21 protein-coding genes and 1 pseudogene are annotated in these 25,269 nt (G+C 44.0%); 1 reads left to right on the top strand and 21 read right to left on the bottom strand.

The annotated features are described in order from the left end of the window. Nucleotides 1–83: 83 nt before the first annotated feature. From rsmB to AOX59_RS01640, 8 genes are all read right to left on the bottom strand, one after another. Complete coding sequence (gene rsmB, locus AOX59_RS01675) at nt 84–1,430, bottom strand: 16S rRNA (cytosine(967)-C(5))-methyltransferase RsmB (RefSeq protein ID WP_068440923.1); 1,347 nt, start codon at nt 1,428–1,430, stop codon at nt 84–86. Further along, nucleotides 1,431–2,372 (bottom strand): methionyl-tRNA formyltransferase, encoded by a 942-nt coding sequence (gene fmt, locus AOX59_RS01670; protein WP_068440920.1) that lies wholly within the window; start codon nt 2,370–2,372, stop codon nt 1,431–1,433. It abuts the gene before it with no gap. Between the two features lie 31 nt (nt 2,373–2,403). Further along, nucleotides 2,404–4,812 (bottom strand): primosomal protein N', encoded by a 2,409-nt coding sequence (gene priA, locus AOX59_RS01665; protein WP_068440916.1) that lies wholly within the window; start codon nt 4,810–4,812, stop codon nt 2,404–2,406. Continuing rightward, complete coding sequence (coaBC, locus tag AOX59_RS01660) at nt 4,809–6,017, bottom strand: bifunctional phosphopantothenoylcysteine decarboxylase/phosphopantothenate--cysteine ligase CoaBC (RefSeq protein ID WP_068440914.1); 1,209 nt, start codon at nt 6,015–6,017, stop codon at nt 4,809–4,811. Before coaBC ends, priA begins: the two co-directional genes overlap by 4 nt. A gap of 94 nt (nt 6,018–6,111) precedes the next feature. Further along, on the bottom strand, nt 6,112–6,315 hold the full coding sequence (gene rpoZ, locus AOX59_RS01655; RefSeq protein WP_068448081.1) for a DNA-directed RNA polymerase subunit omega: 204 nt from the start codon (nt 6,313–6,315) through the stop codon (nt 6,112–6,114). A gap of 7 nt (nt 6,316–6,322) precedes the next feature. Continuing rightward, nucleotides 6,323–6,937, bottom strand: a complete 615-nt coding sequence (gene gmk, locus AOX59_RS01650) for a guanylate kinase (protein WP_068440911.1) — start codon at nt 6,935–6,937, stop codon at nt 6,323–6,325. An 11-nt stretch (nt 6,938–6,948) separates the two neighbouring features. After that, entirely contained in the window at nt 6,949–7,215 is a 267-nt protein-coding gene (remA, locus tag AOX59_RS01645; RefSeq protein WP_068440907.1) for an extracellular matrix/biofilm regulator RemA, read from the bottom strand. A gap of 196 nt (nt 7,216–7,411) precedes the next feature. Next, nucleotides 7,412–10,066: a cation-translocating P-type ATPase gene (locus AOX59_RS01640; RefSeq protein ID WP_068440905.1), complete on the bottom strand. Its 2,655-nt coding sequence runs from the start codon at nt 10,064–10,066 to the stop codon at nt 7,412–7,414. Between the two features lie 230 nt (nt 10,067–10,296). Between AOX59_RS01640 and AOX59_RS01635 the strand changes: the two genes are divergently transcribed. Further along, the gene (locus AOX59_RS01635) at nt 10,297–12,003 is read left to right on the top strand and encodes an Rqc2 family fibronectin-binding protein (RefSeq protein ID WP_068440903.1); all 1,707 of its coding nucleotides are present in this window, start codon (nt 10,297–10,299) and stop codon (nt 12,001–12,003) included. Nucleotides 12,004–12,153: 150 nt separating this feature from the next. Here the strand turns inward: AOX59_RS01635 and AOX59_RS01630 are convergent, their stop codons facing one another. The 13 genes and pseudogenes from AOX59_RS01630 to pyrR all read right to left on the bottom strand — a co-directional run bounded on the left by AOX59_RS01630 (nt 12,154) and on the right by pyrR (nt 25,214). Further along, nucleotides 12,154–12,585, bottom strand: a complete 432-nt coding sequence (locus tag AOX59_RS01630) for an organic hydroperoxide resistance protein (protein WP_068440899.1) — start codon at nt 12,583–12,585, stop codon at nt 12,154–12,156. Between the two features lie 63 nt (nt 12,586–12,648). Then, on the bottom strand, nt 12,649–13,233 hold the full coding sequence (locus tag AOX59_RS01625; RefSeq protein WP_335338769.1) for a substrate-binding domain-containing protein: 585 nt from the start codon (nt 13,231–13,233) through the stop codon (nt 12,649–12,651). 86 nt (nt 13,234–13,319) lie between these two features. Beyond that, a complete protein-coding gene (locus AOX59_RS20550) occupies nt 13,320–13,508 on the bottom strand; it encodes a helix-turn-helix domain-containing protein (RefSeq protein ID WP_335338768.1) in 189 nt (62 codons plus the stop codon). A gap of 136 nt (nt 13,509–13,644) precedes the next feature. Further along, entirely contained in the window at nt 13,645–14,259 is a 615-nt protein-coding gene (pyrE, locus tag AOX59_RS01620; RefSeq protein WP_068440897.1) for an orotate phosphoribosyltransferase, read from the bottom strand. Next, nucleotides 14,243–14,959: an orotidine-5'-phosphate decarboxylase gene (gene pyrF / locus AOX59_RS01615; protein WP_068440895.1), complete on the bottom strand. Its 717-nt coding sequence runs from the start codon at nt 14,957–14,959 to the stop codon at nt 14,243–14,245. The genes pyrE and pyrF overlap by 17 nt, the downstream gene beginning before the upstream one ends. Continuing rightward, complete coding sequence (locus AOX59_RS01610; protein WP_068440892.1) at nt 14,959–15,870, bottom strand: dihydroorotate dehydrogenase; 912 nt, start codon at nt 15,868–15,870, stop codon at nt 14,959–14,961. Before AOX59_RS01610 ends, pyrF begins: the two co-directional genes overlap by 1 nt. After that, the gene (locus tag AOX59_RS01605) at nt 15,867–16,619 is read right to left on the bottom strand and encodes a dihydroorotate dehydrogenase electron transfer subunit (protein WP_068440889.1); all 753 of its coding nucleotides are present in this window, start codon (nt 16,617–16,619) and stop codon (nt 15,867–15,869) included. Before AOX59_RS01605 ends, AOX59_RS01610 begins: the two co-directional genes overlap by 4 nt. Further along, the gene (carB, locus tag AOX59_RS01600) at nt 16,616–19,816 is read right to left on the bottom strand and encodes a carbamoyl-phosphate synthase large subunit (protein WP_068440886.1); all 3,201 of its coding nucleotides are present in this window, start codon (nt 19,814–19,816) and stop codon (nt 16,616–16,618) included. The genes AOX59_RS01605 and carB overlap by 4 nt, the downstream gene beginning before the upstream one ends. After that, nucleotides 19,809–20,903 (bottom strand): carbamoyl phosphate synthase small subunit, encoded by a 1,095-nt coding sequence (locus AOX59_RS01595; RefSeq protein ID WP_068440884.1) that lies wholly within the window; start codon nt 20,901–20,903, stop codon nt 19,809–19,811. The genes carB and AOX59_RS01595 overlap by 8 nt, the downstream gene beginning before the upstream one ends. Further along, nucleotides 20,896–22,179 carry a dihydroorotase gene (locus AOX59_RS01590; RefSeq protein ID WP_068440880.1) on the bottom strand — a complete coding sequence of 428 codons (1,284 nt, stop codon included), beginning with the start codon at nt 22,177–22,179 and terminating at the stop codon, nt 20,896–20,898. The genes AOX59_RS01595 and AOX59_RS01590 overlap by 8 nt, the downstream gene beginning before the upstream one ends. Beyond that, complete coding sequence (locus tag AOX59_RS01585; RefSeq protein WP_068440878.1) at nt 22,139–23,059, bottom strand: aspartate carbamoyltransferase catalytic subunit; 921 nt, start codon at nt 23,057–23,059, stop codon at nt 22,139–22,141. The genes AOX59_RS01590 and AOX59_RS01585 overlap by 41 nt, the downstream gene beginning before the upstream one ends. A gap of 57 nt (nt 23,060–23,116) precedes the next feature. Further along, nucleotides 23,117–24,505 carry a solute carrier family 23 protein gene (locus AOX59_RS01580; protein WP_068440873.1) on the bottom strand — a complete coding sequence of 463 codons (1,389 nt, stop codon included), beginning with the start codon at nt 24,503–24,505 and terminating at the stop codon, nt 23,117–23,119. 165 nt (nt 24,506–24,670) lie between these two features. Continuing rightward, nucleotides 24,671–25,214 (bottom strand): annotated as a pseudogene (gene pyrR / locus AOX59_RS01575) (bifunctional pyr operon transcriptional regulator/uracil phosphoribosyltransferase PyrR). Nucleotides 25,215–25,269: the final 55 nt, after the last annotated feature.

The raw sequence follows: 25,269 nt of genomic DNA, 5'->3' as shown, positions 1-25,269 counted from the left end.
GGTGGCTGCCAGTAAATGTCCGATTCGTTCATCTAACAATCAGTGGGGGAAGAAAGAAAACCCCCACTGATTGAAGATTCACTTTATACACGTTTTAGCCTTGTCAGAAAAAATCCGTCAGTGGAAAATGAATGCGGAAATAGCTGCAGACCGATTTCAGAAATACCTGGTGAGCCCAGAATCTTATCAGGCAATTGATCAAAAAAAGCTTTGTCTGCCTGAAAATCCTGATTTTGTGCTAAAAAGCCTTTGACTACTTCGTCATTTTCGGTTTTATCCACTGTACAGGTACTGTATATCAATAGACCGTCTTGTTTCAATAAAGGTGCGACAGAATCCAATATATCTGCTTGAATCTGTGCAAGGCGCTTAACATCATCTTCCTGTTTATTATATTTGATATCCGGCTTACCGCGTATAACACCAAAACCAGTACATGGCGCATCGATTAAAATCCGATCGAAACTTTCCTCCGCATGCTTCTCCTGCAGCTTCCGGGCGTCGGCGGCTTTAGCATCAATAATGGTCAAATCAAGTTCAGCCGCCTTATTCTGAATCTGTTTTGCCTTCTTGGCATGAAGATCATAGGCAACGATTGTCCCTTTATTTCTCATTTTTTCAGCTGTATGTGTCACCTTACCGCCCGGAGCACTGCAAGCGTCAAGAACAGTCATTCCGGGATCTGCATTAAGCATTTCTGTCACCAGCATTGAACTCTGATCCTGAATCGTTACAAAACCTTCTTCAAAAAGCCTTGTCCGCAGAATATTTCCTTTGTCAATAATGATGCCTTGATTGGAAAAATCGGATTCTCTCATTTCAAATCCGAGTTCATCAAGCTCTTCCATAACGGCTTTCCGTGAGATTTTCAACGGCTGAATTCGGATTGACATCGGTTTTCGTTCAAGGTTGGCAATGCACATGTTGCGGGTTATATCAAAACCGTACATGTCTATCCAGCGTTCAACGAGCCACTCAGGGTGGCTTGTTTCAATCGCAAGCCGTTTTGTTTTGTCATTAATTTCAGCTGTGTCCGGCACTCCTTTTCGCTGAATGTTTCTGAGCACACCATTTACCAACGATGCAATCCCTTTATGACCGCGGTGTTTGGCAATTTCAACCGCTTCATGAATAATAGCGTGATCAGGCACTTTATCCAAAAAATGCATCTGATAGAGTGACATTCGCAAAAGCATTTGCACCCAAAGCTTCATTTTTTTCTTTTTATCCACAAACTTTTCTAAATAATAGTCGAGTGTTAATTTGCGCTGGATGGTGCCGTAAACGATCTCCGTCAGCAGCGCTTCATCTTTTTGTGATATGTTGCGCGAGTTAATTTCGTGATCAATTAATAAATGACTGAAACCGCTGTCCTGTTCAATCCTCACAAGCAAATCAACAATGGCTTCTCTTACCTGAAAACTCTTCATTTAATCCCCCAAAACTACGCCCATTTTAATTCTATCAGGAGAACCTTGCAAATATTGCTTAACCGTCATTCGTTTCTTGCCGGCCGGCTGGATCTCTTTTATTTTAACTCCTTTTTGATTACCACAAACGACTATAAACGCTTCGTCGTCAATTATCTGAACGATTTCCCCTGGCGTGCCGGCATAATGATTATCATCAACTTCCGCCCACCATATTTTCATAACTTCGCCATTATATGTTGTGAATGCAACCGGCCAGGGATGCAACCCTCTTATATGGTTATAAATAACACCATTTTCATTTTGCCAGTCTATTTTTTCCTGCTCCCGCTTAATATTGGACGCAAAAGTTGCAAGGCTTTCATTCTGGCTTTCAGGTGTTATCTGCCGCGCAAATAGTCGAGGTAATGTTCCGACCAGAAGTTGTGCACCAGTTTTTGATAATTTATCATGCAATGATCCGACATGATCACTGTGGGCAATTGGAACGGTCTGTTTGGCAATGACATCACCGGCGTCAAGCTTTTCGACCATATACATAATCGTAATACCCGTCTCATCTTTTCCCTGAAGAATCGCATGATGGATGGGAGCACCACCTCTGAGCTCAGGCAGCAATGATGCGTGGACATTAATACAGCCAAACTCAGGTACATCCAGCAATTCTTTCGGCAAAATTTGCCCGTAAGCAGCCGTTATGATGATGTCAGGTTCATAAGCCAGTATTTTTTTGTATTCATCTCTTACCTTTTCAGGCTGCAGGACAGGAATATGGTGCTTTTCGGCAGTTTCTTTAACAGGCGGAGGTGTCATAATCTTTTTTCTGCCTTTGGGCCGGTCTGGCTGCGTTACTGCCAATACAACTTCATATTCTGTTCTGATAAGTGCTTCAAATATTGGCACTGAAAAATCCGGTGTTCCCATAAAAACTAATCGTTTCATTTGCCGGCACTCCTTTTTAAAATCTTATCAGCTACATTAACTGGTACGGCTGCATATCAACAGAGATTTGCAAATCGTTTTTGCGTACCTCGTCATCAAATTGCCGGACGACCTGATTGATTAATGTCCTTAACTCTGGTTCATGCTTGTATTTTATCATGCATTGGTAACGATATCTATCTTTCACCCGGGCAATTGGTGACGGAGTCGGTCCTAAAATAACACTCTCAGACTGAAGAAGCGTCCATAAACGTTTTACAATTTCTTGTGTTGATTGCACGGCCGTTACATGATTCTGGTGGGAGACCGTTATTAATGCCAGAAAGACAAATGGCGGGTATTGAAATTTTTTGCGCATTTGCATTTCTTGCTTATAAAACTGTAAATATTCATATCGGCTTGCAAGTTCAATACTGTAATGTTCCGGTGTATATGTCTGAACAATTACTTCACCGGGTAATTCGTGTCTGCCCGCACGGCCGCTAACCTGGGTCAGAAGCTGAAATGTTTTTTCACCGGACCGGAAATCAGGCAGATGCAGCATCGAATCAGCTGTCAGCACGCCAACAAGTGTCACATTTTCAAAATCAAGACCCTTGGCGATCATCTGGGTTCCAAGCAATATATCGGCTTCTTTATTGGCAAATTGATTCAGCAGTTTTTCATGCGAACCTTTCCGCCGTGTGGTATCAACATCCATCCGCAACACCCGCGCTTCCGGTATCAGCTGACTCAGAGCTTCTTCTATTCGCTGAGTCCCTGTTCCGAAAAAACGAATCAGATCACTGCTGCATGAAGGGCAATACATTGGCATCGGTTCCTCATATGAACAATAATGACATTTCAATTGATTATGACGTTTGTGATAGGTAAGGGCGATATCACAATGCGGGCATTCCTTCACGTGACCGCAATCTCTGCACATGACAAACGTTGAATAGCCACGCCGGTTCAAAAGAAGTACAGCTTGTTCTCCGCGCCTTATGCGCTGTTCAATGTTTTCTTTAAGCCGTCTGGAAAACATCGTACGGTTGCCAGAGTGCAATTCTTCCCGCATATCAACAATATCCACTTCAGGCATCGCTTTTTCATTTGTCCGTTTAGTCAGCACTGCCAGTTTGTAGACGTCTTTTTGGGCTCTCGCATAGGATTCCAATGTTGGTGTGGCACTTCCGAGGATAACCGGGCATTGATGATTCTCCCCGCGGCGAATAGCTGCGTCCCTGGCATGATAACGCGGCTGATCTTCCTGTTTATAACTGTTTTCATGTTCTTCATCAATAATAATGATACCAATATTTTCAAATGGGGCAAAAACGGCAGACCGTGCCCCCACAACGACCTGAACTTCTTTGCGGTGAATCCGCCGCCATTCATCATATTTTTCCCCATATGATAAAGCACTATGTAAAACGGCAACATTGGAACCAAATCGTCCTTTAAACCGCCTGACCATTTGCGGTGTCAACGATATTTCAGGAACAAGCACAATCGCCTCTTCACCTTTATCAATCACGTCCTGAATGGCTTGTAAATAAATTTCAGTCTTTCCGCTCCCTGTCACACCATGCAAGAGAAACACATCGTGCTCCGTGTCGTTTATATGTTGTTTTATCGGTTCAATAGCTTCCCGCTGCTCGTCTGTCAATTCCAGAGCGGTGGTCTGTTCAAATGCATCGTCATTATATGGATTCCGGTAAATCTCTTTTTTAAATAAAACCAGGAAACCTTTAGCCTGCAATGCATTAATAGTGGAACGGGTTGTCTCAAACTTTTTCAGAAGCTTGTTCAGCTCGATTTCCTCATTCTGATCAATAAAATAATCGAGAATTTCCTTTTGTTTTCTTGCCCTGCCTGACATATCCTCAAGGGCCTCTGCAAGCAAATGAGGCTCCATTGCCGGTTTCACAAACGCAACATGTTTTTTTGTCACTCTGGACTTAACAAGATAACGGACAGCAATATCCCCGTTTTGAATTGCTTTTTGAACCTGGGAAAAGCTCACCATGGCATTTTCCAGCTCGTCATATGCCACATGATCTCTGTCTGCAAAAAATGCTTCAAGTTCCTCTGACAGCGAATCATTGGATAAACGCTCCAGCTCTTTTTTATAATTTGCTTTCAGAACCTGAGGCAGCATGGCCTGGAAAGCAGTAATATATAAGCTTAATGTATCCTCCGCGAGCCATTTGCCCAAATCCAGGAGCTCCGGGGTCAATACAGGCGTTATATCAAGAATATCGTTTATTTCTTTAAGGTTATTGAAAGAGGATTCACCCACCCTGTCAACGACATAGCCCATTATTTTTCGGGGGCCGAATGGAACAATGACACGCATTCCGGGTTTCAGCATTTCACGGAAACGTTCAGGAATCGAGTAATCAAATGTTTGGTTTATGGAACTTGCCGGAACATCGACAATCACTTTCGCAACATTCACTTTGGCTCATCCTTCATATCACGGGAAATAGACAACAGAATTTCCTTAGCGATCTCCTGTTTTGAACGGAGCGTGATCTCTTTTGTATCTTCAGCTTTATTCACATATGTCACCGCATTGGTGTCACCTGCAAATCCTGCTCCTTCAGCTGCAACATCGTTAATGATGATGGCATCGAGATTTTTCTTATTTAGTTTATTAAGTCCGTACTCAACAGGGCTGGTTGTTTCAGCTGCAAACCCCGCCACAAATTGATGTGCTTTTCGCTCGCCCAGTGATTGCAGAATATCCTGTGTCCGCTCCATTTCGACATGCCAGTTGCCGGACTGTTTTTTCATCTTTTCATCAAACGTTTGCTTCGGCCGATAATCCGCAACCGCAGCAGCTTTAATGACAATATCGCTCGATGGGAAATGATCATGCATCGCCTCGTACATTTCTGCAGCGGATACAACATCGACTCGTTTGATCTGTGAATTCCGGGCTTCCAGACTTACCGGTCCCGTTACCAGAACGACTTCAGCTCCAAGGTTTGCCGCTTCTTCAGCAAGGGCGAATCCCATTTTGCCTGATGAATGATTTGTGAAAAAACGGACAGGATCTATCCTTTCCTGCGTCGGTCCTGCAGATATTAACACTTTCTTGCCGCTAAGTTCAGCCTGGGTGCTTTGGTGCTGTTCAACCGTTTCGATAATGCTCTCAGGCTCTTCCAGCCTCCCTTTGCCGACATATCCGCATGCCAAATAGCCGTCTCCCGGCTCGATAAAGTGATACCCCCAGGCGTCCAGACGTTTCATATTTTCCATAACGCTGGGATGGGCATACATATGAACATTCATTGCCGGTGCAATATAAACACTTGATTGTGTAGCCAAGAGGACTGTCGTCAGCATATCGTCAGCGATGCCGCCAGCCAATTTACCGATTAAATTGGCTGTCGCCGGTGCAAGAATCGTCATATCCGCCCAGTCAGCCAGATCAATGTGAGCGACTTTGGCAGGATCTTTCTCATCAAATGTATCAATATGTACCGGGTTTCGTGACAGCGCCTGAAATGTCAGCGGGGAAACGAATCGCGCAGCATTCTCTGTCATGATTACTTTCACATCAGCGCCTTCTTGAGTTAATTTGCTTGTTAGAGCACATGCCTTATAGGCAGCTATCCCACCTGAAACGCCGAGTAGTATGTTTTTATTCTGAATCATATGCCATCCCCCAGATTTAATATAGTTTTTACCGCTCATGTATTATCTAAAAATCAGACCCTCGCGAACAAAGAAGGGGCGAGGGTCATCAGGTTTAATTACTATCATTTTTCACATGCAGCTTGTCGGCCATAATCTCTTCAAGCGCAAGCCCGACATATTTGTTTGATTTCGGGTCGTCAACCAGAACTTTTTTATCTTCTTCTCTGATTTGACGTGCTCTTTTAGCAGCTATTGTGACAAGCGTATACTTCGATTTAATTTTTGTTTGCAGGTCGTCAATTGACGGTTCCAGCATGGACATACTATTCCTCCTTCAATAATTGTTTGTATTGGCTCGCAATACGATCGCGTCTGCAATGTTCACTTTGAATGATTGATTGAATCTTGGTAACGGCATAATTGACATCATCATTGACAACAACATAATCATAAGCATCCATCATGTCAATTTCGTTCTGCGCCTCTTTCAGCCGTTTTAGCACTAAATCCTGTGATTCCGTGCCCCTGTCAACGATACGGTTTTTTAATTCTTCCAGGCTGGGCGGAAATAAAAAGATAAAAACGCCCTCCGGAAAATTGTTTTTCACCTGCATAGCACCCTGCACTTCAATCTCAAGAAATACATCTTTGCCTTCAGCAAGTGTATCCTCCACGTACTTCCGGGGTGTTCCGTAATAATTATTGACAAAACGGGCATATTCCAAAAGCTGACCCGCTTCAATCATACGCTCAAATTCTTCATTTGTCTTATAAAAATAATCAACGCCTTCTGCTTCTCCGGAACGTTTTTCCCTTGTCGTCATTGAAATTGAATAAGCCAGGTCGTTTGCACGATTAAAAAGCTCTTTTCTCACGGTGCCTTTGCCAACGCCTGAGGGCCCGGATAAAATGAATAATATGCCTTTTTCATCAATCAAAACATTTCCTCCTAGCTGTTCTCATCTGCATCTTCTTCATGACTCATGACACGCTGGCCGACTGTTTCCGGCTGTACAGCCGAGAGCACAACGTAATCACTGTCCGTTATAATCACAGCCCGTGTCCGCCGTCCATAAGTCGCATCCACCAGTTTATTATTGTCACGTGCTACCGTTATAATTCGTTTAATCGGTGCTGATTCGGGCGACACAATCGAAATAACCCGATTTGCCGAAACAACATTCCCGAAACCTATATTAATCAATCGTAAACTCAAATTGGCTCCCCCTTAAATTTTCGTTCCTCACTATGATTCTATGTAGTTATAAAATCCATTATAGATTAAATAAACGCCAAAATACAAGCATTTCCTGCTGATTCAGGCTTTTTCTTTGCGTATTGTAAGTCTCACTCATTATAGCAAGTTATTCCCAAAATAAAAACCCTTCTCTGACAGAAGGGCTGTCTATTGATTATTTTTTTGAGAAACCGAAGAAAACACTCGGAAGAAAACTTAGGGCGAGAACCAGCATCCAATCCATTACACCTAATGCCGTCGTATGGAATATCGGCTGTAGCGGTTCCCAGTATACAACCGCCAGCAATAATAAAACAGATGACACAACCGCCATAACCAGATATTTATTTTCAAACGGATTGCGTGAAAAAATCGAATGCTCACTGCGGCAATCAAAAACATGAATCAGCTGGGCAATCACCAATGTCGTAAAAGCAATGGTCTGGGCATAAATCAAGTTCTCGGGATTTCCCTGATAAGCCAGCATAAACGCGACTAGAGCAGCAATACCAATCAAAATGCCGCGGCTGACAATTTTAAAACCAAGCCCGCGGGCAAAAACACCTTCCTTTGGATGCCGCGGTCCTCTTTTCATGACGTCATCTTCTGACTGATCAAGACCAAGTGCCATAGCCGGAAGCCCGTCCGTTACCAGATTAACCCACAATATCTGTACGGGAACAAGCGGTAATGGCATTGCCATCAGCATTGCCATCAGCATGACCAGAATTTCGCCGACATTTGACGCCAGTAAATAACGGATAAATTTCCGGATATTTTCATAAATATTGCGGCCTTCGTTAATGGCGGATTTGATCGTGGCAAAATTATCATCCATTAAAACGAGTGAGGATGCTTCTTTCGTCACATCTGTACCGCTTTCTCCCATGCTGATTCCAATATCACTCGCCTTAATAGCCGGCGCATCATTGACACCATCACCTGTCATGGCCACAATATGCCCTTCCGCCTGAAATGCTTTTACAATTTTCAACTTATGTTCGGGTGTTACTCTGGCAAAAACATACACCTGATCAATAATCTCCTGAAGATCGGGGACTGACATATTGTTAAGCTGATAGCCATTCAGAACCATTCCGTTTTCCGGAAGCAGGTTCAGTTCGGTTGCGATTGCCCGGGCGGTTTTTTCATGATCGCCGGTGATCATGACCGATTTTATGCCGGCGTCACGTGATTCCTCAATGGCTGTTTTCACTTCTTTTCTTGGCGGATCCGTCATACCGTATAAGCCAATAAGTGTCATATCCCTTTCCAGGGACGCCGGATTCATTGATTCATCTTTTGTCAGTGGCTTCATCGCAATTGCAAGCGTCCGTAACGCTTTATCTGCCATCTGATCAACCGCTTGATTGATTCCCTGTTTATCTTCCTTTTGCACCAGCTGCCTTCCTTCTTCTTTCATGATATAATTTGACCTCGGAAGCAGTACATCCGGTGCCCCCTTCGAAATTAGGAAACGCATTTTATTTTCGTCTTCAACTACTATACTCATCCGCTTACGATCTGAATCAAATGGCAATTCTTTGATCACACGGTAATTACCTTTAAGCTGATGTGACAGGCCAAGTTTTCTTGCAGCAACAAGCAGGGATCCTTCTGTTGGATCGCCATCAACAATATACTTTCCCTTTCTGACCATCAGCGAGGCTTTATTGCATAACATCCCATATAAAAACATGGCTTCAAGGTTAGGATAACCCCTGTCAATCTTTTCTTTATTCAAAAATACGTTCCCGTCTGTGTTGTAACCATCCCCCGTGACATGTAATGTATGTCCGTTTAGATAAACCTCTTTGACGGTCATTTTGTTTTCGGTCATTGTTCCTGTCTTGTCCGAACAAATAACTGAAGCACAGCCCAAGGTTTCAACTGCCGATAATTGACGGACCAGCGCTTTTTTTCTGATCATTCGCTGAACACCCAATGACAATGCGACCGTTACAATTGCCGGCAGCCCTTCAGGTATGGCAGCTACCGCAAGAGAAACGCCGGCAAGAAACATATTATAGACCGGATGACCCTGATAAACACCTGTCAATACAACCAGAGCCGTCAGTAATAACGCAACAGCAATCAATACTTTTCCAAGCTCAGTCAATTTATGTTCAAGCGGTGTGGTCGTCTTTTCTGTTTTGACCATCAGTGAAGCAATCTGACCCATTACTGTGTTCATGCCCGTGCCGACTGCAATACCTGTTGCAGAACCGCGTGTCACCAATGTGCTCATGAAGGCCATGTTGGCTTGATCCTGGGCTTCAAGCTTATCACGGGAAATCCTTGTCGCATGTTTCAACACCGGGATTGATTCGCCTGTTAATGCTGACTCCTCTGTTTCCAGACTATTTGATTTAATGATCCGTACATCTGCCGGAATGCGGTCGCCGCTGTTTAATCTGACAACATCCCCGACTGCCACTTCCTGCGAAGGGATTTTCCGCCATTCACCTTCTCTTAAGACGCTTGCTTGGGGTGCTGACATTTCTTTCAGTTTCGCCAGGGAATTCTCTGCTTTTTGTTCTTGGAAATAGCCAAGAAATCCATTCACAAGTACAATAATCATAATGGCAATCGCATCAATATATTCTCCGAGCATACCAGCTATCAAAGTTGCGGCAAGTAAAACCAAAACCATAAAATCCTGAAATTGCTTCAAAAAAACGAGCCACCCGGATGTGTTTTTCGCTGATTCCAGCTGGTTTAACCCATATTGTTTACGGCGCTCGTCCACTTGCTTCTCCGTCAATCCTTGTTTTGATGAAACATGCAATTTTTGTTCGACCACATCTGTATCCATCTGATACCATTTCATCCAGCATTCCCTCCAGATTCATCTTAAAAAAGCATTTGTATGCATCAAGTGGGTCAATCTTCACAAAATCGCGTGGAATTTCCTCTTATACACCAATACCTATGCAGACCTGTCCAAAAAAATGCTATAATGAAACCAAAAGTGGGAATGACCGCTAGCCGGTACGTCGGCCAGCGAAGAAGAGACGAATAATTGAAGAAGAACCGCTCGTTCTGAGGAGAAGTGATTATATGCCATTTGACGGAATTGTTACCCGAGCAGTCATACAAGAACTGAATGAAAAAATCCTTCCTGGAAAAATCGCAAAAATACATCAGCCAACTGACACTGAGCTTGTATTCACAATACGCAGCCAGGGACAGAACCATTCCCTTCTGTTATCAATACATCCTGTGTATACTCGTATGCACTTAACAGAAGACAGTTATAAAAACCCAAAAGAGCCGCCGATGTTTTGTATGCTTCTGCGAAAATACTTGTCGGGTGCTGTTATCGATTCGATTGAGCAATATGGGATGGAACGAATCGTTACATTTTCAGTCCAGTCGCGTAACGAAATCGGGGATATAACAACCAAAAAGCTCATTATTGAATTGATGGGAAAACATAGTAATGTCATGCTGATTGACGGGGAAAAAGAACATATTCTGGATAGCCTGAAACACGTTTCACCTGCACAAAACCGTTATCGGACCATTTTACCGGGCCATGAATACAAACTTCCGCCAAGCCAGAACAAACTTAATCCCATCGAAATTGATAGTGATGCAATAATCCGCAAGCTGGACTTTAATACCGGCAAACTGGAGCAGCAAATCGTCGGCATGCTGGTCGGTTTCTCACCTTTTCTTGCTAAGGAAATCGTTCATCAGGCCAAGCTGGGGGCCATTGAGACCTATCAGGAGAAGTTTGCAGACATTCAGGAACTGATACGGCACAATCGTTATACACCGGGGATTTACCGGGACAAAAGAGAAGATTTCCATGTGCTCCCGATTACCCACACCAGTACAGAACGGAAAGTTTTTAGCGATACAAATCAAATGCTCGATGCCTTTTATTCCGGAAAAGCAGAACGTGATAGAGTGAAACAGCAGGCAAAAGACCTCTATCAGTTTATTAAAAATGAAAAAGAAAAAAACGAACGGAAACTAAAAAAACATGAAAAAACGCTGCAAAAGGCCCAAAACGCTGTGACATACCAACGGCGCGGCGAACTTTTGACAGCGAACATGCACCAAGTTAAACATGGTGATGCGTCTGTCACGGTTATTGATTATTATGACCCCGACCAAAACGAAACCACCATTGAACTGAATCCGAATAAAAGTCCAAGCGATAATGCACAGAGTTTCTTTAAACAATATCAAAAATTAAAAACATCTAAAGAAAAAGTACAGAAGGAAATGGCTAAAGCCAATAATGAAATTAGCTATCTTGACCAATTGCTGCAGCATATTGACACAGCACGCGAGTCAGATATTGAAGAGATTCGTGAGGAATTGCGGGAAGAAGGGTATTTGAAAAAGCAGAAGCAAAGAAAGAATAAAAAGAAACCAACAAAACCCAATCCTGAAAAATTCCAGTCTTCTGATGAAACGCCAATCCTGGTGGGTAAGAATAATAAACAAAACGAGTATGTGACGATGAAAATGGCAAACCGCGATGACACTTGGCTCCATACAAAAGACATCCCGGGCTCTCATGTGATTATCCGGTCAAGAGAACCCAGTGAAGAAACATTAATTGAAGCAGCGCAACTGGCAGCAATTTTTAGTAAATCTCACCAGTCATCATCAGTACCTGTGGATTATACAAAAATCAGGCACGTGAAAAAACCTAACGGTGCAAAACCGGGTTATGTCACTTATGATCATCAAAAAACGCTATTTGTAACACCTGAAAAAGACATGGCGGAAAAATTAAAAGACGGATGATCTTAAAATAGATCATCCGTCTTTTGTCGTAAGTTAAGAAAGTATATCATTTTAAGTGAGCTTTTTAATCGTGAAATCCGACTTCTGACTTCCGGCATCTAACCTCAGGAAAGACGAGGCGGAAGCCCTGGTTTTTCCTATTCACTTTAATCAGCTGGGTTCATCAGATGGCTTAGCATTTAGTTTCACTTCAATATTGCCGCGTGTTGCCTTAGAATATGGGCAAGCTTGGTGAGCGGCCTGGGCCAGTTCTTCAGCTTCTTCCGGATTGACTCCTTCAATTTTAATATGCAGTGTAACTCCTATTTTAAACCCATCATCTTCCGGGTCCTTCATAAAACTCACTTCTGCTGTTGTTTCCGAATCAATTTTTTTATTTTGTTGTGATGCCACAAGATGTATGGCACTGTCAAAGCACCCTGAGTAGGCTGCTGCAAACAGCTGCTCTGGATTGGTTCCCTCAGCATCTTTATTATTGGCAGGATTCACCAAATCTAAATCAATTAACCCGTCAGATGATCTCACATGACCATCACGGCCGTTTTTAGCAGTGGCTTTAGATGTAAAAATAACGTCACTCATGCGTTATCACTCCTTTAATTATCTCTAATAGTTGTATTCCATTTAGGCAACGTTATTAAACATTTAAAGAAACTTTTTATTGAACAGGGCCGATAAGAATTGATCAACTTGCGGCAGCCTGCGCACACCTTCTTGATAACACACCCACGTATCACGGGTGACAGGCTTTCCTTCCAGCCTGAGCGGTATGTGCGGATAATTTTTCATCAAGCCATCAGAGACACTTTTGGGAAGAACAGCCATGCCAAGTCCCTGCTGCATAAATTGTTTGCACGTTTCAATCTGATCAACATGCAGCATTTTAATCGGTTGAATATCTTCCTGATGATGATACAGCCAATTGTCGACCAATTCATGCATGCTGTCATCACTTTTAAATGATATCAACGGCCGCTCTTTCAGTTTATCCTCAGGAAATGGTTCTGTATCAAACATATATAACGGATCTTCAAACAGCAATTCACTGACGGTTTCTTTCAGTTTTTGGCCGCGAATAATACATACGTGATAGTTTTTATGCTCGCGTTTAATATCTTCACTGATTCCTGTAACCAGGTCAATCGCCACTTTTGGATACGCATTCGTATAATCTCCGAGAATTGAGGGCAAAAAGCGCTGGCTGACCAGTGATGAACACGCAATCGACAAAGAACCCTGAACCTCCCCACTGGACTGGGCAAGCGTATTTTTAATAGCCTTTTCTTCCTTGATAACGTTTCTGGCATGATCCAGTATCAGCTCCCCGCCGGGGTGAGCACAAGGCTTTTAGATGTCCGGATAAAAATTGGCTCGCTGAAGTATTCCTCAATATATTTCAATCGTTGGGTTACAGCGGGCTGAGATATGAGAATTGCTTTTGCCGTGCCGCGAATAGTGCCGACTTCTTTTAATTTCAAAAGTAATTCATAGTCTTCTATTTTCATAGTGAATGCCTCTTTTGATAAGTATTAGTTATTTAATTTTATTATAACGTAATATAATACTTATTGCACTCTAACCATCCTTTTACTCACACTTTATTTTTAAGTGACCGGAAAGGACCGGTCACTTACATGGAGGTTAAATTTGATGACGCCATTCTTCCAACTCTTGTTGCTCGGCTTTGCTTATAGTACCATCTCCTGATAATAAATTCAGAATTTCATTATAATCAGTGATTGAATGGTATTTTATTTGTGCATCGGAAAATTGCTGCTCCGCTTTTTCAAGACCATATGTAAAAATAGCAAGCACGCCAAGTACATTCGCACCTTCCTGTTCTAATACGTTCGCCGTTTCAATCGAAGAACCGCCTGTTGATATCAAATCCTCAATCACAACGACATGCTGGCCCGTTTCAACCCTTCCCTCAATTTGATTCGCTTTTCCATGGCTTTTTGGCCTGGAACGCACATAAACCATTGGCAGGTCGAGCTTTTCGGCCACCCAAGCGGCATGTGGAATACCGGCAGTTGCACACCCTGCGATAACATCCGGCTGGCGTTCCATTTGCTTAATCAGCTCAACAAATCCATCTGCAATTTTACTCCGCACTCTGGGATATGACATCGTCAGCCGATTATCACAGTAAATCGGTGATTTGATCCCGGAGGTCCATGTGAAATAATCATCAGGGCTGATCTGCACAGCCTTGATATCAAGCAGGTCTTTTGCTAAGTCATAACTTCTCCCCATACAACCACTCCTTTCGCACCTTTTCATATGCTGCTTTTGGATTCTTTGCATCCGTAACAGTTCGTCCCACAATAAGGATATCTGCTCTATTTTCACGTGCAGATGCCGGTGTGGCAATGCGTTTTTGATCATTATTTGCAGATTCCGACAGACGAATTCCCGGTGTAACGGTAAGAAAAGAGGGACCGCAAACATTCTTGATTTTCCCGGCTTCATAAACCGAGCAGACAACGCCATCTGCTCCGCTTTGAAAAGCAAGTTTAGACAAGTGTACGGTACTATCCTGCAGGTGTCCGGATATCCCCAATTCATCATTCATAACGTGATTATTCATCGATGTCAGTATGGTTACAGCAATCAATTTTGGGATGTGACCAGCTGATGAACCAGCCGTTAATCCCTGTTTAGCCTGCCTAATCATGTCACTTCCGCCAAGTGCATGAACATTAACCATATCAACGCCGAGTGCGGCCAGATTTTTCATGGTTCTTTTAACCGTTGTCGGGATGTCATGAAGTTTAAGATCAAGAAAAATTTCATGATGATTTTGCTTTAGCGAATCGATCAACCGGGAACCTTCCCGGTAAAAAAGTTCCATCCCCACTTTAACAGGCACACCCTGCAAGTCGTTCTGTTCAATAAAATTCTTTGCTTCCTCCCAAACTGGAAAATCCAATGCCAGAAAGATTTTTCCCCTCATCACACATGCCCCTTTCCAACAGCATCTGTTACCGAATCAAATCCGTATTGACGCAAAACATTCGGCAAGTTTTCAATCAGTTCCGGACAGACATACGGGTTCTGAAAATTAGCGGTTCCAACAGCTACAGCGTTAGCGCCTGCCAGCAGGAACTCCAATACATCTTCAGCAGTTGAAACCCCACCCATGCCTATAATTGGAATCGAGACATGCTGCTTTACTTCATAAATCATGCGGATCGCAACTGGTTTGATAGCGCCGCCCGACAACCCGCCGGTTTGATTGGCCAATAATGGTTTCTTAGCGGACAAGTTAATTTGCATCCCGGTTATCGTATTAATCATGGACAGGCCATCTGCCCCTGCCGCTTCAACCGCTTTTGCCATCCCGACAATGTCTGATACGTTGGGTGACAGCTTGACATAGACCGGCAGATCGCTGGCCGTCTTCACTTTTTCGGTCACTTCAGCTGCCATGTCAGGATCGGTTCCGAACTGGATGCCGCCTTCTTTCACATTTGGGCAGGATATGTTCAATTCCAGTGCCTTCACATGCTCAGTGTTGTTGAATGCTGAAGCTATCATCACATACTCTTCAATTGTGCTTCCCGCTACATTTGCAATGATCGGCATGTTATACTCGGCAAGGAATGGGACTTCTCGGGATATTATTTTATCCACACCCGGATTTTGGAGTCCAATGGCGTTCAGCATGCCTGATGATGTTTCAGCAACCCGTGGTGTTTTATTTCCGTAGCGCACTTCACCCGTTGCGGCCTTCATGATCACCGCGCCAAGCTGATTCAAATCATAAAATTCGCTATATTCCCTGCCGAATCCAAAACATCCTGATGCAGGCATGACGGGATTTTTCAAACTTAAACCAGGCAGATTAACAGACAGTTGTGTCATAATATCACCTCTTCTGCTGCAAAAACCGGACCGTCGGAACAAATTTTCCGGTAGAAGCCTTCAGTGCCTGCCGGAATGACACACGCAAAGCAAGCGCCTACCCCGCATCCCAACCGTTCTTCAAGTGAAATGGAACCTGAAATCTTCCCCAACTTATTCGTTACAGCTTGAAGCATTGGAATCGGACCGCAGGAAAAATAATGATCAAAGTATCCGGCCTGATCCAACACATCCGTCACAAAGCCTCGATAGCCATAACTGCCATCGTCTGTTACAACATAAGTTTCCCCGAGCTCCTGAAACTTTTCTTCGTAAAATATGTGTTGATCCGTCTGAAATCCGAGGACAGATTTAACCTCAATCCCGTTTTCTCTGAGCTGTTTACCCAGACAATACAAAGGGGGAATGCCAATACCGCCTCCAACCAGCAACGCAGAGTTCATCGATTGATCATATGTGAAGCCATTCCCGGCCGGGCCAATAGCATTCACATTCATACCGACCTCTAAAGAAGCTAATTGCCTGGTTCCATCACCAATCTGTTTAAATAAAATTGTAACTGTATCCTGATCATAGTCGATATCCGCTATGGATATTGGCCGTCTGAGTGTGTGATCACCAACAAGCAGATGCAGAAACTGGCCCGGTATAGCCATTGTCGCGGTATAAGCATTTTCAAGCGTCATTTCAAATGTATCCAGCGCAATTTCACTCACTGATTTGACCGTCATCTCGACACGCTTTTTCATATTAAAACCGCCTGTTTATCAATCATCGGCTGTGCGCTGAAGGTCGTCGCATCAATCACATTCAATATTGCCAGGGCAGTATCGAGGTTTGTCAGACAAGCGATGCCATGCTCCACTGATTCACGCCGGATCATAAAGCCGTCAGACCGCGGCTTTTTGCCTGAAGTCAATGTATTTACCACAATCTGAACATCACCATTTTCGATAACGGACAGAACATTGCGGTCTGAAGATCCAATTTTGTCGACCTGTGTGACGGGTATGTCTGCTTTATTCATATAATCCGCTGTGCCTTCTGTTGCATACAGCTGGAATCCAAGCTGTTGAAACCGCTCAGCTATTTCAAGTGTTTCCGCCTTATCTTTATCCGCCACAGTGAGGAGTACAGCACCCTCCTTAGGAACGGATAACCCGGCAGCAATTAAGCCTTTGTACAGCCCTTTTTCCAGCGTTTTATCATGACCGATTGCCTCACCTGTCGATTTCATTTCAGGTCCTAAGATGGTGTCAACACTGCGCAATTTTTCAAACGAGAAGACAGGCACTTTGACTGACACGTCATCTTTCTCAGGCAAAATTCCGGAATCGTAGCCCATGTCCGCTAAGGCCTCCCCTAAAATGCAGCGGGTTGCCAGTTTGGCCATCCTGACGCCGGTTATTTTACTCAGAAACGGAATCGTTCTGCTCGCACGCGGGTTGACTTCAAGTACATACACATCGTCATCCCTTATAATAAATTGAATATTGATAAGTCCTTTTACACGTAATTCGCGGGTTATTTTTTCTGTTGCAGCCATACATTTTTGTTTCACAATATCACTGAGCCGCTGCGGCGGATAGACAGCAATGGAATCGCCCGAGTGGACGCCCGCACGCTCGATATGCTCCATAATCCCCGGAACGATAACCGTTTCACCATCACTGATGGCATCAACTTCCACTTCGATACCGGTTATATATTTATCAATCAAGATGGGATGCGCATCATCCACTCCATTTGATTTAGCCAAATAGTGATGAAGCTCATTATCGTCATAAACAATTTCCATTCGGCTGCCGCCGATGACATATGAGGGCCTGAGGAGCACGGGATAGCCGATCTTATGTGCCGCTTCTTCAGCCTGATCGAGTTTTGGTACGGTTTTTCCTTTCGGCCGCAGCAGGTTCAAATCGTTCAATAGCTGTTCGAATTGGTCCCGGTCTTCTGCTTTATCAATTGCTTCCAGATTCGTGCCTAAAATCGTCACACCGCGACGCTTGAGCCTTTCTGCCAGGTTGATGGCTGTCTGGCCGCCAAACTGCACAATCACCCCTTCAGGTTGTTCAAGATTAATGACATGCATCACATCTTCCAGGGTAAGCGGCTCAAAATACAATTTATCCGAAATACTGAAATCAGTTGAGACCGTTTCCGGGTTATTATTCATAATGATGGCTTCGTAGCCCATCTCTTTAATTGCCAATACAGAGTGAACGGTCGCATAGTCAAACTCAATTCCCTGGCCGATCCGGATTGGGCCTGATCCAAGAACCAGGATTTTCTTCCGGTCTGATTTTAGTGATTCATTTTCCTCTTCATAGCTGCTGTAAAAATAAGGTGTTTCAGATTCAAACTCCGCCGCACATGTGTCAACCATTTTATAAACAGGTGTGATATTATTTTCCATGCGCCGTTCATAGATAACATCAATAGTTGTATCCCAAAGCCGCGCAATATGACTATCCGAGAGCCCTAAAAGTTTGGCTTCTTGTAATGCTTCGGGCAGAAATCTGTTCTCAGAAAGTCTTATCTCCAAGGCAATTAGCTGTTCAATCTTAACCAAAAAGAATCGGTCTATTTTCGTCAGCTGCCAGATCTCATCAACCGTTAATCCACGGCGGAAAACTTCGGCAAGAACGAACAATCGCTCATCGTCTGCCTTTTTCAGACGGGTCTTCAACGCCTCAACCGATACATCTGTCAGATCCGGCAACCACAATTCCTCAGCGCCGATATCAAGTGACCGGACACCTTTAAGGAGTGATTCCTCAAAATTACGGCCGATTGCCATGATCTCGCCGGTTGCTTTCATTTGTGTGCCGAGATGTCGGTTTCCGGTTGCGAATTTATCAAACGGAAAGCGCGGGATTTTTGTAACCACATAATCAAGTGCCGGTTCAAAGCAGGCATACGTTGTGCCTGTAATGGGGTTGACTATTTTCTCCAGCGTTAGGCCGGCTGCAATTTTCGCCGCCATTTTTGCAATCGGATAACCAGTCGCTTTGGAGGCAAGTGCTGAAGATCTGCTCACCCGCGGATTCACTTCGATCACATAATAGTTAAAACTGTCAGGGGCAAGTGCCAGCTGAACATTGCACCCGCCTTCAATATCCAGAGCTCGGATGATTTTCAGCGAGGCATTCCTTAACAGTTGATATTCCCGGTCACTGAGCGTTTGGGATGGTGCAACGACAATCGAGTCACCGGTATGTATTCCAACCGGGTCAACATTTTCCATATTGCAGACGACTATCGCCTGATCTTCTTTATCGCGCATCACTTCATACTCGATTTCCTTAAACCCGGAGATGTTTTTTTCTATTAAACATTGGTTAACGGGAGATAATGCTAATCCGTTACGGGCAATTTCTTGCAGTTCCGCTTCATCATAACACATGCCACCGCCGGTTCCCCCCAGTGTATAAGCAGGACGGACGATAACCGGATAGCCTATGTCACGTGCAAAATCACGTGCCTCTTCAACGGAATGAACGATCTGGCTGTCCGGTACCGGTTCATCAAGTTCTCCCATTAAAGCACGGAATTTTTCCCTGTCTTCCGCCTGTTCAATGGCACTGAGCGATGTCCCCAGCAGTTCGGCATCATGTTCCTGCAGAATTCCCGTTTTTTCCAATTCGACTGCCAGATTGAGTGCCGTTTGTCCGCCCAATGTCGGCAGAATCGCATCAGGCTGTTCTTTCCGGATTATTTTAGTTAAAAAGTCAACTGTTAAGGGTTCCATATAAATTTGATCTGCTACTGTCTCATCAGTCATAATCGTTGCCGGATTGGAGTTCGCCAGGACAACAGTATAGCCTTCTTCTTTCAATGCCTGACACGCCTGTGATCCGGAATAGTCAAATTCAGCTGCCTGTCCGATTACAATCGGACCTGATCCGATGACGAGAATTTTCTTAATGCTGGTATTTTTAGGCATATACATTCTCCTTCTCTCTGGATTCTGAAATCATTTGCAGAAATTCGTCAAATAAATATGGTGTATCTTCGGGTCCAGGCGAGCTTTCCGGATGGTATTGCACCGAGAAAGCTGGATATGTTTTATGTCTGATTCCTTCCACCGAATGATCGTTCAATGACTCTTGTGTTATCACCAGGTCTGTTCCGCTCAACGAATCATGTATCACGACATAGCTGTGGTTTTGCGCTGTCATAACTGTTTTATTTTTTTCCAAATCTTTCACCGGATGATTGGCACCACGGTGACCGAACGCCATTTTCTCCGTGTCAGCTCCACAGGCAAGTGCCAACAGCTGATGTCCAAGACAAATCCCAAACAGAGGGATTTTGCCCAGTACCGATTTGACCATCGCAACCATTTCAGGCACATGTTTCGGATTGCCCGGTCCATTCGTCAGCATGATGCCATCAGGTTTTAAACGAAGGATGTTTTCTGCCCCGTAATCGTATGGGACGACCGTCACATGGCAATCCCGTTTTGTTAATTCACGCAAAATACTATGTTTCATGCCGAGATCAACCAGGACAATCCGCCTGCCTCGCCCAGGAACAACATATGGCTTGACAGTTGATACTGTTTTGACCTGATCTGTTTTGTCCGGCAGATTTTTCACCATGTCAATGAGTTCTTCAGACGGCTTATCAGCATCGGTCATCATGGCTTTCATCGTTCCATGATTACGGATGGATTTCGTCAATTGACGCGTATCAATTCCAGAAATCCCTGGAATATCATTTGCTTTCAAATAGTCATGCAATGTTTCATCACTGCGAAAGTTTGACGGATGCCCGCTCAGTTCTTTTACGACAATTCCATGAATAAATGGTGTTACCGTTTCAAAATCATCACGGTTGATGCCATAATTCCCGATCAGCGGATATGTCATTGTCACGATCTGACCGCAATACGACGGGTCTGTGATAACCTCCTGATAGCCGGTCATTCCCGTATTAAAAACGATTTCTCCAGTCGACTTTGTTTCTGCACCAAACCCATCACCTGTGAAAATGGTTCCATCTTCCAAAACCAGCTGTCGTTTAGTCATCCAATCCCTCCTCGTAAACAATTTTTCCTTCTGCAATAGTTGCTACAGGAATTCCCTGCACCTGCCAACCATGAAAAGGCGTGTTTTTCCCTTTTGAATAAAATGTCTTCTTATCAAAATGGGCACTTTTATTCAAATCCACGATGGTCAGATCGGCCGTGCTACCTTCCTTAAGCACGCCATAAGGCAGATGAAAGGTATTGGCCGGTTTAACAGTTATCCAGTCGATTAATTCGTTCAAAGTTGCCTTTTTTGTTTTGACCAGGTATGTATATAACAGTGGAAAAGCCGTTTCCAGACCGACAATGCCGAATGGTGCTTGTCGAAAGCCTGCCTTTTTTTCCTCTGCTGCATGCGGGGCATGATCGGTTGCAATAAAATCGATTGTGCCATCAAGCAGCCCATCGATTAATGCCTGCTGATCTGCTTTACTGCGCAATGGTGGATTCATTTTAAAATTAGCATCGTTCGCTTTGACCGCTTCTTCATTTAATAATAAGTGGTGCGGTGTCACTTCGGCGGTTACATGAATGCCTGCTTTTTTCGCATCGCGGATAACCCTTACCGATTCCTTTGTACTCACGTGACAGACGTGGTAATGACAGCCGGTTGCTTCAGCCAGCAGCACGTCCCGGGCAATTTGCACCGACTCACTCAGTGAAGGGATACCCGGCTGCCCGAGACGCTCACTTACTTCCCCGTTATGAACGACACCGCCATACACAAGTGAATTATCTTCACAATGTGCCACAATCGGCTTATTATTAGCTGCCGCTTCACGCATTGCCTTCAGCATAAAATCAGCTGTTTGAATTCCAACACCATCATCAGTAAACGCAAATGCACCCATCGCAGCAAGGCCGGATATGTCAGTCAGTTCCTCACCGTTCAAATTTTTCGTGATTGATGCGTACGAAAGCACACGAATGCACGAATCCGCATCAATTTTATTCAATAACGCTTGAAGTGTTTCACTGTTATCCGGCACAGGTTTCGTATTCGGCATCGCACATATCGTTGTGAAACCGCCGCGGGCAGCTGCTTCTGTCCCAGTTTTGATTGTCTCTTTATGTTCTCCTCCGGGTTCCCGCAAATGAACATGCACATCGATGAAGCCTGGAAACACCATATGATGTTTACAATCGATCAGTTTATCGGCGTCTTCATTTATTTCAGATGCTATTTTGCTGATTTGGCCTTTCTCTATTAAAATGTCACAACGCTCCGTTTCGTTATCATGTAGCAATTGTCTGGTGTCTTTCAGTAAAATTTTCATAAATAGCGCTCCTTCCGTTTAACAAGGTTGATATAATGGCCATTCGTGCATAGACACCATTTTCCATTTGTTTAAAAATCCTTGAACGCTTCTCTTCTACTAATCGGCTGTCAATCTCAACACCTCGATTTACAGGTGCCGGATGCAGCACAATAGCATGATTCTGCATTCGCCGTTCGCGTTCCATCGTGAGGCCGTAGTCAGCAAGATATGACGTCGTTTGATAGGATGCTTGAGCATGGCGTTCATGCTGGATTCTTAAGAGCATCAGCACGTCACAGGTCTCACATGCTTCATCCATCGATACGTATGGCACATCAAATGAATCATCTTCAAATCCGGGGGCAGCCGCAAAACACACATTTGCACCAAGCGTCATCAGAGCATAGGCATTGGAACGCGCTACCCGGCTATGCTTGATATCACCGGCTATAGCCACATTCAAATTTTTAAACGAGCCGAATTCCTGATAGATTGTCAAAAGATCGAGCATCGCTTGAGTCGGATGCTCTCCTTTCCCTGCGCCTGCATTGATAATTGGTATTGAAACATCGGCTAACTCGTCATACCAGTCGTCACAAGCATGCCGGACGACCAAAAGATCCGCCCCGATTGCTTCATACGTCCGTGCTGTATCATAAAGTGATTCACCTTTGGCCATACTGGAACTTTCCATCTGAAAATCAAGGGGTGCTATTCCCAGCTTTGTTTCAGCCACCTGAAAACTCATTTTTGTCCGTGTGCTCGGTTCAAAAAACAAATTTGCCGCAAAATGGCCGTTTTGTATTGATTCCGGTTTTTTCCGCATAGTCTCAGCAGTCTTTATAATATGATGAATTGAAGCAAAGGAAAGCTCACGCGTTGATATGAAATGATGCATCGTTTATCATCCTTTCCATTTTAGTCTTTTAGAGGCAGTTGAACACGTTTTTTTAGTTTAAGCTGCGTCACTGGGTTTTTGGTTTTTCTGCACGTCACTGTCATCAAACATCGCGCCGTTGCCATAACCGCTTTCTTTACCGGGTAAGACAAGATTCAGCAATACACCAATGATGGCCGATAATGCCATTCCGGCGATTTGCAGGTTGTCTGACAGCTGGATAAAAGCGCCGCCAACACCAATGACAAGAATGACAGATGCTATGACAAGATTTCGTTTATCACTTAAGTCAATCTGATTATCAATCAGCATACGCAACCCGTTTGAGGCAATGATCCCGAACAAGAGAATTGATACACCTCCCATAACCGCTGATGGAATCGAGCTGATTGCAGCTGTGATGACACCAACAAAACCGAAGCAAATCGCTATGAGAGCAGCGCCCCCGATCACAAACACGCTGAATACTCTGGTGATCGAGAGAACACCGATATTTTCCCCGTATGTTGTATTCGGCGGTCCGCCAAGAAAAGAAGCAATCATGGTTGCTGCACCGTCACCAAGGATTGATCGATGCAAACCGGGCTGTTTAAGAAAGTTTCGTCCCACGATTTTTGACAGCACCATCTGATCCCCTATATGCTCAGCAATTGTAACAAGGGCTACAGGTGCCATTAACAGAACAATTTCACCACTTAGGATTTCGACCGGTGAGTAGTGAACAAACGGCACAACAAAGTCAGGCGATTTAAAAATTGCAGCGAAAAATTCACCCGTCGACCCTGCTGACATAATCGAATCCCATCCCGCTGTTATTCCTGACACATCAACAATCCCCTGGAAAAGTGCAAACATATATCCTGATACAATACCGATTAAGATCGGAATCAGACTAAAGAATCCTTTGAAGAAAATCGACGCGATAATCGTCACGAACAGTGTAAATAGCGCAACACTGAAGTGCGTGCCACTGTATACATTTTCATCAAGACCAGGTACATACATGGCCATATCGATAGCCGTTGAAGCAAGGCCAAGCCCGATAACAATAATGACAGGTCCGACAACAATCGGCGGCAAAATACGCATCAGCCAATTTAGACCAAGAAATCTGATCAATAAAGCAACAACACCATAAACAACGCCTGCCAAAAACGTACCAACCATCGCTCCCGCAGGTCCTCCTGCAGAGCTGGCACCAATAATCGGGGCAATAAATGCAAAGCTTGAACCTAAGTAAGCCGGAATTTTCCCCTTCGTAATCAGCAAATAAGCAAGCGTTCCCAGACCACTGGAGATTAATGCGACAGCAGGTGACAGTCCGGTCAAAAACGGGACTAGAATTGTGGAACCAAACATTGCGAATAAATGCTGCAGACTCAGCACAACCCATTTTTGCAGCTTCGGTTTTTCTTGTACGTCCATTACCATTTCGTGTTTATCCATTTCGATCTGCCTCCAATTCATTTTTATTTAGACTGTTTTCATACAATCTCACAAAAAAACCTCTTTGCGAAAAGCCGCAAAGAGGTTTACGTGTCTTATCACTCAGAACACGTTTCCTAAAGCGACCTTTCAAATCTCTCTGGATTTAATTAAAGGTCTGTTTATTCATTTTTCGTATAAACTTACTTCTTCCTTTTCGTCTGATTCCTGCAAGTGGACAACGACAATTTCCTCTTCAGATGTCGGAATGTTTTTACCAACGTAATCCGCTCTGATTGGGAGTTCGCGATGTCCTCTGTCGACGAGGACTCCCAGCTGAATTTGGGATGGTCTGCCAATATCCATGACTGCGTCCATCGCTGCACGGACTGTCCTGCCCGTGTAAAGAACATCATCAATTAGAACGATCTTTTTTTTCTTCAAATCAACATTGATGGATGAACCCTTCAGTTCAGGGTCTTCATCGGCAGTCATCTTTTCCAGATCATCACGGTATAAGGTGATATCCAATTCGCCTGTTGGAACCGAGATACCTTCAATCTGGCTGATTTTTTCCTGGAGACGCTTAGTCAGCGGGATGCCTCTTGTTTTAATACCAACCAGGACAAGATCTTGTCCGCCTTTGTTCTTTTCAACGATTTCATGTGCAATCCTTGTCAGCGCCCCCGCCCATAGACGCCTCATCCAACAGAACTGTTTTTTTCTTCACTGTATCACCTCAGATACTGAAAAATCCCTTTTCGCCACAGAGGCAAAAAGGGATT

This window comes from Lentibacillus amyloliquefaciens (genome assembly GCF_001307805.1).
GTDB classification, from domain to species: Bacteria; Bacillota; Bacilli; order Bacillales; family Amphibacillaceae; genus Lentibacillus; species Lentibacillus amyloliquefaciens.
Note: the sequence above shows the minus strand (reverse complement) of the source record. Positions and strands in the feature narration are given on the sequence as shown.

Coding starts and splice junctions, on each gene's coding strand:
- AOX59_RS01610 (WP_068440892.1), bottom strand. CDS start 15,870: ATGACACAACTGTCTGTTAATCTGCCTGGTTTAAGTTTGAAAAATCCC.
- pyrE (WP_068440897.1), bottom strand. CDS start 14,259: ATGGGGAGAAGTTATGACTTAGCAAAAGACCTGCTTGATATCAAGGCT.
- AOX59_RS01635 (WP_068440903.1), top strand. CDS start 10,297: ATGCCATTTGACGGAATTGTTACCCGAGCAGTCATACAAGAACTGAAT.
- AOX59_RS01585 (WP_068440878.1), bottom strand. CDS start 23,059: ATGCATCATTTCATATCAACGCGTGAGCTTTCCTTTGCTTCAATTCAT.
- rpoZ (WP_068448081.1), bottom strand. CDS start 6,315: ATGCTGGAACCGTCAATTGACGACCTGCAAACAAAAATTAAATCGAAG.
- rsmB (WP_068440923.1), bottom strand. CDS start 1,430: ATGAAGAGTTTTCAGGTAAGAGAAGCCATTGTTGATTTGCTTGTGAGG.
- coaBC (WP_068440914.1), bottom strand. CDS start 6,017: ATGATTCAGAATAAAAACATACTACTCGGCGTTTCAGGTGGGATAGCT.
- AOX59_RS01640 (WP_068440905.1), bottom strand. CDS start 10,066: ATGAAATGGTATCAGATGGATACAGATGTGGTCGAACAAAAATTGCAT.
- carB (WP_068440886.1), bottom strand. CDS start 19,816: ATGCCTAAAAATACCAGCATTAAGAAAATTCTCGTCATCGGATCAGGT.
- AOX59_RS20550 (WP_335338768.1), bottom strand. CDS start 13,508: ATGAAAATAGAAGACTATGAATTACTTTTGAAATTAAAAGAAGTCGGC.
- AOX59_RS01580 (WP_068440873.1), bottom strand. CDS start 24,505: ATGGATAAACACGAAATGGTAATGGACGTACAAGAAAAACCGAAGCTG.
- AOX59_RS01605 (WP_068440889.1), bottom strand. CDS start 16,619: ATGAAAAAGCGTGTCGAGATGACGGTCAAATCAGTGAGTGAAATTGCG.
- fmt (WP_068440920.1), bottom strand. CDS start 2,372: ATGAAACGATTAGTTTTTATGGGAACACCGGATTTTTCAGTGCCAATA.
- pyrF (WP_068440895.1), bottom strand. CDS start 14,959: ATGAGGGGAAAAATCTTTCTGGCATTGGATTTTCCAGTTTGGGAGGAA.
- AOX59_RS01630 (WP_068440899.1), bottom strand. CDS start 12,585: ATGAGTGACGTTATTTTTACATCTAAAGCCACTGCTAAAAACGGCCGT.
- AOX59_RS01590 (WP_068440880.1), bottom strand. CDS start 22,179: ATGAAAATTTTACTGAAAGACACCAGACAATTGCTACATGATAACGAA.
- AOX59_RS01595 (WP_068440884.1), bottom strand. CDS start 20,903: ATGACTAAACGACAGCTGGTTTTGGAAGATGGAACCATTTTCACAGGT.